This is a genomic window from Aliivibrio salmonicida LFI1238 (assembly GCF_000196495.1).
GTDB lineage: Bacteria > Pseudomonadota > Gammaproteobacteria > Enterobacterales > Vibrionaceae > Aliivibrio > Aliivibrio salmonicida.
Map to the genome: position 1 here is coordinate 709,324 of NC_011313.1, position 14,642 is coordinate 723,965.

At 37.4% G+C, this 14,642-nt stretch carries 3 protein-coding genes; all 3 read right to left on the minus strand.

The genetic code is table 11. The annotated features are described in order from the left end of the window. Nucleotides 1–44: 44 nt before the first annotated feature. The 3 genes from VSAL_RS19470 to VSAL_RS19480 are packed head-to-tail and all read right to left on the minus strand — an operon-like array spanning nucleotide 45 to nucleotide 14,593. Complete coding sequence (locus VSAL_RS19470; protein WP_173362152.1) at nucleotides 45–965, minus strand: OmpA family protein; 921 nt, start codon at nucleotides 963–965, stop codon at nucleotides 45–47. A gap of 5 nt (nucleotides 966–970) precedes the next feature. Next, nucleotides 971–4,486, minus strand: coding sequence for a hypothetical protein (locus VSAL_RS19475; protein WP_012551971.1), 3,516 nt, complete (start codon nucleotides 4,484–4,486; stop codon nucleotides 971–973). Between the two features lie 42 nt (nucleotides 4,487–4,528). Next, entirely contained in the window at nucleotides 4,529–14,593 is a 10,065-nt protein-coding gene (locus tag VSAL_RS19480) for a DUF11 domain-containing protein (RefSeq protein ID WP_044583582.1), read from the minus strand. Nucleotides 14,594–14,642 lie beyond the last annotated feature (49 nt).

The following is a 14,642-nucleotide window of genomic DNA, read 5'->3' on the forward strand; positions in this document are numbered from 1 at the left end:
ATAATTAATGAACGCCCTTTCCTCTTTTATCAACTAATTAATAATTACTTCTCCGTTAGTGACTCGATCTTTTCTTTTGGTAATGGGCCTTCTTTAAAAACGACAAACGCACGTCGATTAGCGGCATTGGCTTTTAATGAGCGCTCTTCAATAATAGGAGAATCTTCACCAAACGATTTTATTTCCCAGATAAATTGAGATGGGTCGACCTTCGTCTTCAAATAGTTTTGAACAGCCATTGAACGTTCTTTTGCTAATTGCTCATTATAACTTTGTGAGCCTTGGTAATCCGTATGCCCTGCAATTAAAATTCGCCCCGTTAATCCGGTGAGCTTCAATGCTAGTTCATCCAACTCTACTTTATCTGTGTTCTGTAGTTCATCTTTATCAAAAGCAAAATGAGATGCCATTGTTACATATACTTTTCTTTTAGGTTCTGGAGGCAAACAAGCCGGGTTCAACTCTTTATCAATAGTTTGTTCAAAAACTAAATAAGCACGTCTGTTGGCAGCATTTGCTTCTAAACTTCGTCCTTTAATAAAAGGGCGTTTTTCTCCATAATATTTGACTTCCCACTCATAATTACTTACAACGAGTTTCTCTGACAAATACGCTTTAATCGATTCTGCACGTTGACGAGACAACTCTTCATTGTAGCTAACCGAACCTTGATAATCCGTATGACCAACAATAGCAATTCGACCTTTAAATCGTTTAATACTATTAACAAACTGATTTAAAGAGGCATAATCTGTTTCTTTTAGTTCTGACTTATCAAATTCAAAGTGTTCCGCCACTGCCATTTGTATTTCTCGTTGAGGGACTAAGCATTCTGCAATCAAAAACTTTTGAACTCTTTCGTCGTATTTGTCTATGTTTTCTTTACTTACATAAGTATCTGTACTGCACCCAAAGAGAGAAAAAAAACCAAACCCTAGCAGTAATGATTTCATCGTCATCGTCATCATCCCTAAATCTTACCGATGAGGTTAATGAAGACCCCACTCGCGTTATAGTCATCATCATTCGTTAAATTATCGTCAAAATTGGAAAAGTTATAACCTACCCCGATTTTAAAGTTCTCGGTGACGTATTTATTAAAAGAGAGTAAAGCCCCTTCTTCTAACTCATCATTTTGAGTATCGACTTTCCAATGATATTCGCCCGTTACATCCCAATTTTTCATTATTCGGTAAGAAGCGCTAAGACCAGTAAGGTAAATTTGGCTATTTACATCAACACCGACACCTGATGCTCTATCAAACCGTTCAAATTTATCTTTATATGCGAACTTAGCACCAAAATCTAAATTTGCATCCCATGAGTAAATCGCTTCTGTTTCCACAATATGGCTTTCAGTATCAGAGTATTCGACATCGCGGTTTAAATTATCAAAATCAACCAAGTAGGTATAACGAGCTAATAGGTTTAATTTATCATTATAAATAGGTCGATAAGCAAGACCAATGCTTGATTCAATAAAGCGCTCAAGTAATTCGTTATTCGTATCATTCATCGCTTTAGAATAATTAAATTTACCAAATAAGGTATATTCTTCCGTTAAATGGTGAGTATAACTATTGATAGTTACCCATTGTTCAATTTTCTCATTTGTCTCTTCAGTTTTATCTACTCGATACTCAATTTTATGCTTTAGAACGATGTCATCGAGATCCAAACCAATATTAAAACTAACAGCTCTTCGATTCACGATACCTGTAATGGTGTTTTCAGGATCATCGCTATAATCAATCTCACCCTGTTGATAAGCAATTCCAATATCAATATCATCGGTAACTTCATTATCAAAGCCAAAAGAATCAACTCGGCCTTTTCCGTTATTTTCATTAACAAACTGATTTTCTTGATAGAAATCAACAGAATCCGTCAATGTTGCTCGTTGACCTAAAATGACGTTGTTTTGGTCTTCATAATTATCATCAACATAAGTAACATAAGTTGAGTAATCGTCAGTTACATCATAAGTAACAGTTGCTTCTGCGGCATCTCCTCGGCTCCCGACGGTATAGGCACCACCAAGACTCAAGTCATCTAATACGCGAGTTTCTGCACCAACTGTAACACTGTCGTTATCATCATAAGTTTCAGTGGCATCAACTGTTTTTTGACCTTTAATATAAACGCTGTTTTCGTTATCCCAAAGATATTCAACTTTTGCACCAGCAAGGTTACCAGTGCCTGATTCATTGTTTTGATTCAATTCTTTTATATGTTTCCCAGCAAGCGAAATTTTAATATTTTCAGTCACTAAAATTTGTGTTTCAACTTCAACTTGCTCTGTGTCGGTTTCTAACGTTCCATCAATTTCAGTCTCTTCCATTGATGTAAATCGGGTAGACACTTGAACTCTATCACTAACTTGTAAGCGAACTTCTGTTCCATAAGATTCTTGTTCAAGACCGTCACTTTGGCTTGCGTATGAATAACCCGCACCTTTTGATTTGTACCAAGCTTTCACATCATTACCAACGGCACCGAAAAAATCAGGGGCTAAATCATAAAGACTTGCGACCCCAAGAACTTGGATATTATCGCCTTCACGATCATCAGCCATGCCAGATGAAATAGGAGTAAAAGTTAAACCACTATCAAAAGACACAAAGTTACTATCTACTTGGGTTCCTTTTGTTCGACCAAATTCCGTTTTTAAGTATGTTCCTTCAGTCGCTCGCAAGATTAAATCTGTTGAATATAGCTCATAATTTTGCGTATCTTTTTCTTCTGATGCGTAAGTGGCACCAATACCAATGTAATCATTTAACCACCCTTTTACTCGTCCACCATAAACCAGCGCATCACGGGCATCTTTACCTTTAGGTACATATTCATAATCAACAGCAAGATAGTTTTCATAGCCACCACGAGGGGAATCATCAATAACAGAACCAAAGCTATCAGACAGCGGCCTTGTTAAGATAATACGGCCTTGATATTCATCAATTTCATAATCTCGACCAGATTGTAATGGGATTTCATTTTCAACGATCCCACTGTCTTTATTCATCACTTTGATTAACACTTTATCACTACCTGGGATAACTTCACCGTGTTGAAGGAAGTATAAAGACCCACCTGTACCTAAAAATTCATCGTGAGAGTAAAGTGAATCAGATTGAGAAGCGAAGCCTACGAGATTTAAACGGTCTTCACCAAATTTCGTGGTTTCCCGTGTACGATAGTCGCCTTTAAAACCATATAAGCTTCGGTTGTAATCCCCGTTATCCGTCCCTGTTATTCCTGTATTGAAATTACCCCATAAATATTGAGATTTATCGTATTGAACATCTAAATACACTTTACCTTTGGTGTTAACAATTTTCTGAATGTTAGCCCCATCACCATAATTCCCATACATCATTTCATCATCGCCATCGACGATATCAAAAACAGTTGAGGTATCATTTGCCGCGAAAGGGTTTTTAAACATATCCTTTACTGCATTTTCTTGAGTATCGACATGGGCAACAACACGCAATTTATCGCCAAATTTACCTTGACCAAAATACGCAATTCGACCTTGGTTATAAATATCCTTTACGTATTGATCATTAACCTCAAGCGCACCAGTACTGCCTCCAACACGGTTTCTCCCAACATAAAAATCCGCTAGACCCGCTTGTGCATAATAAGTATCTGGAATACGAGCATAAAGAGAGAAACGACGTTCTTCTCCTGAATCAAAAACAACGGTCGTAGGGAAACGATATGCATCTGTTGGAAGGAATATTTCAGCGTATAAACCTCCTTCGACAACATCAAACTCATCTTCTCCAATAATAACTTTATCTACCCCGTTTAGCCCCGTTCCAATAAACTTAGCTAAACCGGAAGACGTCGGTATATTGTGACGCATTAATGTAGAACGACCAAAGTGACGACCATTTTCTGATTCATTACTGTTTTTATCGATAGACAATTCTTTATCCGGACGCACGGTATCAACAACCCCTATGGTTGTCACATCCATATTTCCATCTTTGTCCCACACTTTTAATCGAAACAACAATTGCTGCCCAAGCTTAAATCTGTAATTAACGTCTGTTGAGCCGTCCCATTCAATATCGGTACTGTTTGCAAGCTTTTCACCTTTCATCACAGCTAAAGGCTGAGACAGGTGGCGATCAGCACCACGATATACTTCAAGCTCCCAAGAGCTAATGTAATAACTGTAATTAGTGTCAACGGAAAAGTTTAATGGGTTAATAAGTTTCCCGTCGTCGACTTCAACTTCATCCGTCGCACTTAAATCTAAAACAGGATTAAACTTGGTAATATCACGACTCGCCCAGATTGCCCCTTCATCTAAATAAATACGAGAACTGTCTGTTTGCTCACTAACATCCACTGTGATATCCATCGCGTTGGAATCCAGCTGTTGTAAGTCATCTGTTTCTTTTGCTAGCGTCATTAATGGGAATACATACAGTGCATATAACGTTGCATGACTCTTATTGAATAACTTCATACTTCTCCTAATAACTTCTTTATTTTTATAGTTTTGAGTTATTTATTTTTGAACACTAAAATTAAATTTCGTTAATTGATTTGGTGAAATTCTTAATACTCTCGGGTTTTCACTGATTACTTTCATTCCTGTCGGTAATGAATCGGTGTCAACTTTAACTAAGAATTGTTTTCCCTTCTTATTGAGAACCCATTGATCTGGCACGTGATAACGCCCATATTCATCGGTTTCAATAACGATACCTTCAACCGTAAGCAATCTTACACCTGGTATACCGTCCTCATAGATCCCCATATTTTCAATGACAATTTCCCATAAATACTGGTTATTATCCTTGTATAGATTACGGGTTATTTTCAGATTTTCTGCAGCAAGCTGATCTTTTTTGTTTCCTAAATGCTCTATGTTTATCACACCGTCTTTACTGAATGAGATATGAGAACCGTCAGCCGTTGTTACGGTAAAATCGAATTTATCTTTGTTTTTTGTCGCAAATTGGACAATCGCTATATTCCCTTCTGGTAGCGTTCTATTTCTCGATAACCCAAATAGATGATCAATTACAATGCTTTGATTAATAGGAACTATGCCTTTTTCTTTTAGGCTTTCTTCTTCACCTTCAATTTCTATCGTCGTAGAACCCATGACATAATTACTGTGAGCGATATTAGCGGTTAATTTAATATCAAAAGCGGTTGCATCAGCTTGATATCCATCCCCATTATTATCTTCAAAAACTTTGCCTATAATCGATGCCGTATCAAATACTTTATCGGGGGTAATTTCAACAGTCGCACTGCTCATGTTCGATTTGATCTCTAACGGTCCTGTTGTCATTCCTTCCGCAGGGGTCATTGCATAAGCGGTATTGACGTATTGACCAAATGTAGTACCTACCGTGGCTCGTAATAGATAACGGACTCTGACATTTTCTTGCACGGTTGAACCACTCGCGCCATACGCAAGCATATCGCCGATAGAAAATGATAAAACTTGAGTCACTGCTGGCTCTTGATTACTAAACACGTCATCTGCGGTATCAAAAACACCGTCAGGGCCACTGTTTGTAACCTCCGTTGAATTCTCTACATACTGAAAGCCTGATGGATATCGATCTTCCAATTTGACACTTTTAAATTCAGCTTCATTATTATTTTCGATAACCACTTCATACTCAACGACATCTCCTACCTGAATCGAGTCTTTAAGTGCTTGTTTTGTTACCTCTAGTTGACCTTCATTATCTGCAAATTTTTTCACATGAATAGTGACACTATCTTGAGCAGTTTCTCCACCAGGCGTTGTTGCGATAAAGGTATTGGTAATATCATCATCAAGCCCTTTACCTATTTTCCCTACAACGGTGATAATAAATCCGTTACCTTCATACGCTTTTAAGGTTTGAGTCGAATTAAGGTCAATAGAGCTTTCGGTCGCTACAACAGATAAACCAGGGGCTTCTTTAATCGTGGTTGTCCATTCAGTAAATAAAGGGTTTCCATTCGCCCCTTGAAGCGTCGATATTTCATCAACTAATTGAACACCAGACACATCTGATGAACCTCTATTGGTCACCGCCAACGTATAGGTAATTTCATTGTCATCGTTCGTGTATTCGTTTTTATCTGCGATTTTCTTCACGACCAAAACAACACTTTCTGGTTGCAATAACGCTGTTGAATCGATGCTTGAAATTCCGTCATTCATTGTGGCCGTATTGCTGATCTCCCCCAATGCTTTCGGGTTTACGATCCCCTTAACAATAAATTCAATCGTTGCACTTGGTGCTAAATCGATAATAACATCGATATCATCCCCAATAGGCAATGAACTAATCGTTGTCGTATCGTACTTATCATTACGAATACGGTAATCAATACTCCATGAGCTAAAGGCTTGCTCTATAACACCAAAAACAGTCTCGACTTGTAGATCTGTGATTAAGTCAGTTATTTGAATATTTTGTGCAAAGCTCGCAGCATCATTTATTAACGTAATATGAAACTCTGATTCTTCTCCTGCTTTATAAGGGCCTTCTTTTGAACCGTCTTTAAGTGTTTTATTAAAAGTCACTTTCTGGTCTTCAGGTTTAAGTTCAGCTTCTTTATCAACGGAAATACCATTAAACGCCATCGTTGCGGTGTTTTTAATAACTCCAACTGCGTTTTTATTAACATCACCGCTAATAGTAAATGTGACGGTATCTAACGGTGCTAGGTCGATATTGACATCGATGTCTTCATTAAAAGTCGAACGCGTTCTTGTGATAACGGTATTTGGGTCCAACACTTCAACATCAAGAGTCCAAAAATCAAAGGCAGATTCAATGGTTCCATCAACTGTTTCAACCGTAAGGCCAGAAATAATGTCTTGTAGCTTTATGTCATCAGCAAAACCATTAGTTTCATTTGTTACCGTAACAACATAATCAGACGTTTCTCCTGGGACATAGAACTCAATAGGTGCTTCTTTTGTTAAAGTAACCGTTGGTATAATAGGAACACTTATCGCTTCTGCTGTACTTACGATGCCATCTAATTCAACGGTAACCATGTTCTTAACTTCACCATGAAGATTATCCAACAATTGACCGCTTGCGGTAATAGTCACGGTATCGTTAGGCGCAATTTCAATCGTGCCATTAATATCATTATTATTAATGATCGGTATAACCGAATTTCCCGTTGAAGACGTCCCTATAATATCAATTGAATTAGGAACAAATGCAGTGACGACTGAACCATCAATGGTTGTACTTTCTATCGTCGATAAGAAGTCGGTTACTTTTACGTCTTTTGCCCAAGCTGCCGTCGTGTTTGTTATTTCAATCGTATAAGTCAGTGTATCGCCAGCCTCATATATTGGTTTATCTACGACTTTTGTTACGACTAATGCGGCCTTCTCTGGTGTATACGTTGCTTGTGCTGTTTTTTTATTTCCATCACTGTCTGTGACAACAACTTCATTGGTGATGTCACCCATTGCTTTGTCATTAACCTTACCTTCTAAATGTAAGTTGACCGTTTGCATTGGGGCAATATTGTAATCAATGGCATATCCGTTCGTACCTGTAATCTCAGTGCCTGGAATAGGTTGAGATAATGATGGGTCTACCCCCGTTATAACTATATCGGTAATGTCCCATTGCTCAAATACATCACCTAGTCGTGATTGAGCCGCAAAATCAGTGGTAATATTGCTCACTAAATCAGAGATATTAACATCTGTTAAATAACCAGAACCTGTATTTTCAACGGCGACATCAAACCCAATGGATTCTCCCGGAATGTAGGTTGCTGGTATTTTCGTCGTACTTTTGGTTACCGACAGTTCTCCTTTTTCAGGAACAACGTAACCCACATTAACGCGATAATTATTCCCATTAATTGAAACCACGTTTGTAAATTGGCCGATAGCGTCTTTACGAATGGTACCAGTGATTATAATTTCAACTAACGTTCTTGTTGAGTCGACATTTTCTCCGGCCATTTTGATCGTTGAGTTAATATTTCCCGAGATCGGTAAACTACTGATATCGGTATAACTAGGAACAGAATCATGATCGCCATCAGTAACAACACGAGAAGAAATGGACCACGAATCTAATGCGGGCTGCATTGAACCGTCTGCGGTCTCCACTAAAAAGCTCGAAATATCATCCTTTATAATAACTTCAGAGTTAGTATCCGAATTATTCAGAATTCCTATCGTATAGTTAATAGTTTGTCCTGGTGTATAGGTGGCAATATCTGATTGTTTTGTCGCTATTATTTTTGCAGTACCCGCGTTTAATATAACGCTATTAGTCGTATCGCTATTAATGGTTGCTGTATTTGTTATTGAACCGGTTGCGGCACCAGTGACTTCTGCATTAATCTCGAATACAACAGTATCTGTTGGCATGAGATCAAAGGTCGCATTTAAATCACCGTTACCGTTGTAATTTCCACTAATAGAAAAACGAGAGGGTCTCGGACTATCAATCAAATTCACACTGTTTGAAGAAAATGCAGTCACGCCATCCGACGTATTTATCGTGCTAATAAGATCCTTAATCAGAACATCGTTAGCAATGCCTTCCCCTTCATTTATTACGGTTATTTGATAAGTAACCTGACCATTAGGGTTATACTCACACCCACTGCCTGTATTTGAAGGAAATGAACATGAACCTCCATCTGCGGTTGTATTCGTAACGACTTTTTCAAAGACCAATATAGGCTCTGCTGGTGGAATAGTACTGGTGGTGACACTGTCGGTTCCACCAATGGCAGTATTTCCGTCAATAATACCAACCGCATCTTTACGAATCTCACCAGTTATCGTAAACGTTATTATTTCCTCAGGACCAATATCAAGGCCATCAGATTCTTGTATATCAAGGTCACTGCCGGGATCATAATCCAATGGCTTAGTATCTATATTTAGATCTAATCCTCGGCTTACAATATCGCTAATATTGGTATTAATTAGAGCCGGCTCAATACCACCACCGATCACTTCAACGGTTATATTAGAGAGTATGTCTTTAATCACCGTATTATCATTCCATACAGACTCAGTGTTATCTACAATAAATTGATATTCAACAATACCTCCCGGTTTATAATAATCACCACTGCTATATGGCTTTCCATCAATTGAAATAATTTCTTTACTGACATTTAAATTAGACGGTTCAACATTAAAACGTACCGCTTGTAGATCACTCGAACCATAAGTTGGAACCACTCTAAAGTCATTTAAAGTCTCCTCACGGATTCGAGATTCCATAACAAAATCAATCCATCCACCTGGAGCAATAGATATAAATGGTAAATCAATATCAACATTATCCCCTCCAATAAAGTTTCCAATTGATGTCATTGATTCATTTGAGGTTGTCGCGGTTACCTTCCAACCATTCGGTTCATACACTGGTCCCTGCTGATTATCAGCTTGGCTTGTTAGCGTTTGAGCTAACTTAACTTGTAAATCAGAAAACTTCTCAATCAGAGATTTACCATATTCAAGACCATTGCCTGTATTTTCTAAACGTAGATGATAAGAAACCGTCTCACCATCAACAGTATGATCGTAAATGGTTTTTCGTGTTGATAACGTCGAATCTGTATAACCTAAATGGGTTTTAATTAGATTTACAGGTAACATAACAGAACGATCGGATGTCATTTTATATTCATTGTCGACCTTAGCTGAATTATAAAAACTACCAACCGCTTCTTTTCTGATATGTGCTTTAATTGTATAACGTACAAATGGCTGAAGTAATGTTGAGCCTGTTGACGCTAAATCAAATTCTGTATTTATGTCTTTATTATTCTCGACAATACCGGGATTAGAAATTGAACTTCCATCTGATTCTGAACTTATGCTCCAACGGTCAAAAGCACTACAGCTAACGGTTGTGCCATTGCTTAAATCGTAACACTGAGTCTTTATCTTGCTGATTTCATCAACAATAGAAATATCATTCAAATGTACATTATTATCATTACGAATTTCAATTTGATACTCGATAAACCCATCAGGCTTATAACCATCTAATCCACTTGGCAATACCGTTGTTCCATCAGTATCATAATAAGCAAGGATCGTTTTTTCATCATCAAATTTCTGAGCATTTGGTTTTGACAATTCACTTACATGATCCCCATTAACTGTCAGAATATTAGTTATATCTCCGACAGCAGCAGGGTTTACAGTTGTGGTAACAACATAATCAATCGTAGCTCCCATTGGTATCGATGCATTGGTATCTATGTCTTTTCCATCTTCGACTGTACCAATTTGGGCATTACCTCCAACCGCACCACCACTCACTTGAGTTACTATCGTCCAATTAGGCTCAAATGCAGATCCAAGAGAACCATCTATTAATTCAACTTCTACTTTTGATATTTCATCTAATACAGGAATATCATAAGCATTACCTTTCTCATCATTCGTAATTATCAAATGATAGGTTAATGTTTCACCTGGCTCATAATTAATTTCATCCACTTCTTTAGAAAAAGATAAATGGAATTGATTCGGTCTTAATGTTGTTCCGCCAATAATAATATTTCCAACAGCATCATCCCTAACAATCCCTTCAACGGTATATAAAACATAATCACCACCAGCAACATCTATCGTTGTGTCTATATTTTTATCATCTTCAACTACACCGTCTAATGTGCCGTCTGTTGTTCCTGCACCACCATCACTGTCTTCTTTTTCAACCTTTACACTAAAAATATCAGAGAATGGATTGGCATAGGTTCCATCCATTAACTGAACACTAAGTCCTTTTATATTCTCATCAACATTATGATCATTTAAATATCCGGTCGTTGAAAGTACTTTAATCGTATAAGTTAATGTGTCACCCGGGGTGTAGTATTGTTCAATGTTGCCATTAACATAAAGCTCTCGAATCGTATCAGAGCCTTGCCACACTCGCTCATTTTCATGATGTGAAACATGTGAAGCTTCGGCCACTTCGCCAAAATCACGATAAACATAAGCATCATTAGGCAACAAATTCGTCAGTGAGTCTGAGGTATTATCAGAACCTACAAAGTTATCTTTCACTCTAGCTTTAATGTGAAATATTTTTGATGCTTGAGGAGCTAAGTTAAGCGTCGTTGATGAACCGCTTGGAGGATAAATAAAATTATCATTATTTTGTGCACCAAACACAGTCTCCCCATCTAATTTAATAGACCAATATTCAAATGGAGATTGCTCTTTATCATCCTCAAAATGATCATCTTTATCATTCGCTAATACCGCTTTAATATCCGCCATATAATCAACTACGGTTAAATTATTAGCCGTAACCGTTTTACTATTGTTGTATAACGTAATGCTGTAAGTAATGTCTTCCCCTGGGGTAACTTTTACTTTATCCGACGTTTTCAATATGGAAACATTAAATCGGCTAAGTACAATATCTTTACCCACTTCAGCAGTCGAAGAGTGGTCGGTACCTGTTGCAGGATCATGAATTTCAGCGGTATTAGATATTTCAGAAGGAGAATAGTCATTTTTAACTATTCCAATAACTTTGTAAGCAACATAGCCCATGCCATCAAAACTGCCTGATGACTCTTTAGGATCAATATCCACTTTTGATTGAATATTGCCTCCGTCTGGCCATGTCGATTTATTATCGGCATAGCTTCCCGATTTCAAATGAGAGTCTGTTAGTGCCTCAATTGTCCAACCAGAGTTGAATACTCCCATTCCATCAATATCATCAAAAACATCTACATCGTTAGCAAACCCTGCGCCTTTATTAAATACATAAATATTAAAAACAACTTCTTTACCAATTTCAAAATTATCGTTACTGGTTGTTTTTGTGACAAACACATCAGGATCTTTAGGTATAACCCAAGCATTCTCTGAATTGGAGCGGCCGTTATCGGGTGTTGCTACTGTCGCAATATTATTAAATCGACCCCAAACTATTCTGTTTTCATCAGAGCGATCAATATTAGCGGTAATAGTATAAATAATTTCAACGTTAGGCGGAATTTGAGCTGTCGTATCTAAGTTTTGATTATCAACAGCAACCTCTGTATCGGTAGCTGCAATTAAGTCTGCTTGCTCTTGAGCAGAAAGATCCGATGTATCTATAATATTAACTTCATGCTCAATCGTCCAGCTACTGAATACCGTCATAGGCGTATTATCGGGTTCTAACATATCTGCTTCAATACTCGATATTTCATCAGTAATATTTACATTAGTCGCATAGCCATTAGATTTGTCATTTTTAACCACGAGTTGATAAGTCACCGTATTTTCTGGTTTAGAGTAATACGTTTGCTCACGACTAAACGCAGAAGCACCGTCAACCTTTACAAATTTTTCAATTGAAACTGCAAAATCTTTAGGCACAGATGCTCTGTCAGCCATTATTCTCTCATCAATAGTAACGAGGTTATTAATTTCACCGTTAGCTGTTGGTATCGTTCTCGCTCTTATCGTGTAAGTTATTATTGTTTTTGGTTCAATGGTTGCTTTCACATCTAAAATCGTTGGCGAGGTAATGACTCCTGAAAACCCTGTATCTGTTGAACTTGCGGCGGTACCATCAATATGTTTCGCGCTGGCCGTGATGATCCAAGAGGAATAAGCCGGCACACTATGACCATAAATATCCGTTACCATTATTGATGCTAGATCATCTATTACCGATATTTGATCCGCGAAACCGTCACCATTATTAGTGACTTTAATAGTATAAGTTAATCGTTGCCCTGAAGAATAATAGTAATCATCGACATCCTTGGTAACTGACAAGCTGTCATCTGGCATTTGAACCCCAGTTCCCGTCTCTGAAATATCATCATTACAAGTCAGGTTATTATCAATAATCGGTCCAATACTGGTGTCACTAACTGTCGCGGTTAATTTATAATGTACTTGTTTAGCAGGCGCAATATCAGGTGATATGGTTAAATCACCTATTTTAGTTGCGCCATAGTTGAAGTCACCTGCATCCGTGCCTTCTGTATCTGATCCATTAACAACATCTAATTTCCACGAACTAAAGGCGCTACCTTTACCAACACCTCCTGCCTGTTCTGTCTGAATACAAGATAATTTATCAACAATAATCAGATTGTTCGCAAAATATTTGTTCGACGTATTATCAACCGTAATGTCATAGACAACCTCTCCTCCGGGAATATATTCACTTTGAGTTGTTGTTTTTGATATTTTAATTTCAGGGTCGTTTAGGTTTAAAACATATTCAGGATCAATTACTCCAGAAATAGTATTAATTGGATCGGCCAAAGAACCATCATTTTTAAGCACTCTTGCCGTTAAATTTTCTATTTCACCGATAGTAACAGGGGTTAATTTAGCCGTAATTAAATAACTAATCTCTTCGTCTGGATATACAGAAACCGTATCATCAAAGATTTGATTCGCCACTTCCCCACTCGTATTTAACGCCGAAATGGATTTATTTCCTATCGACGTAACTTTGCTCGTCCAAGAAATATAAGGATTAGATCTCACATCTGAGCTATCGTATCGAGCTTGATCTAAATCGTTGCCTAAATCAGAAATCAGAGCGTTAATATTATGTTGAACCACATAATCGCTAACAATGCCTGAACCAGTATTTTTAACGGTTAACTCAATTCTCATTTCATTGTTTACAAGATAACTATTGGAGCTTTCAAATTCATGTAATGTGATATCTAACTCCCCAATAGTTGGAGGCGTAATTAATTCATTACTATTTACACTTCCGTCTTTAGTCAGCGCCGCCGCAGAAGTGACAATGTCACTGATAAGACTGCCTGAAACAACGGTTTGAATGGTATAAGTTATATTGCCACCGATATCTATCGTGGCCTCAGTTACCGCTAAATCACCAGAAGGTAAAAATAAACCAGCATTAGTTTCAACCCCGCTCGTCGTAGCATTAATAACAACACTAGAAAAATTAGGAATAACCATTCCACTTATCGATTCACCAGTCAGAGATGAAAACAATTGATTAATAGAAAGGTTTTGAACTTTGTAACTACCAATATTTTCCACTTTTAATGTATAGGCCAACGTATTATTAATAATGTAATTTGTTTTATTAACCGATAATTCAAGAGTGTACGTATAGGGTGCAGGCGTTACGGTAATTGGAGGGGTATACACCGTTTCTGTTGGCGTAGTCACTGTTGCGATAACCGAAATATCGCCCGTTATTATATTGGAGGTTAATGCTTTTATTGTGTAAGTTAACACCCCTCCACTTCTTAATCTCGCATTACTAACGTTTAAATCCCCAGCAGAATTATAATCACCTTCGTTAGATAGAAAAGTAGACGTTCCTAAAATAGACGTTGATTCGAAAGCATTTTCAGTTCCTGATGTCACGGACATAAAATCAGATTGAACTGATATATCATTAATTGTGTTCGGGCTAATATTTGTTACCGTAATTTGATACGTAACATTCGTATTATTCTCATAGACCGTTTCATCGGAAGTAATATCAATAGTAATATCAGCAGCAGAAACATCACTGCTACTAAAAATACTGACTACTAATACAAATAAGTTAAACATCAGAGATGATAAATGAGAAAATCGTTTCATTATAAAAAATTTGTCCACTCTATATTATGAATAATCATGATGTCTCTCA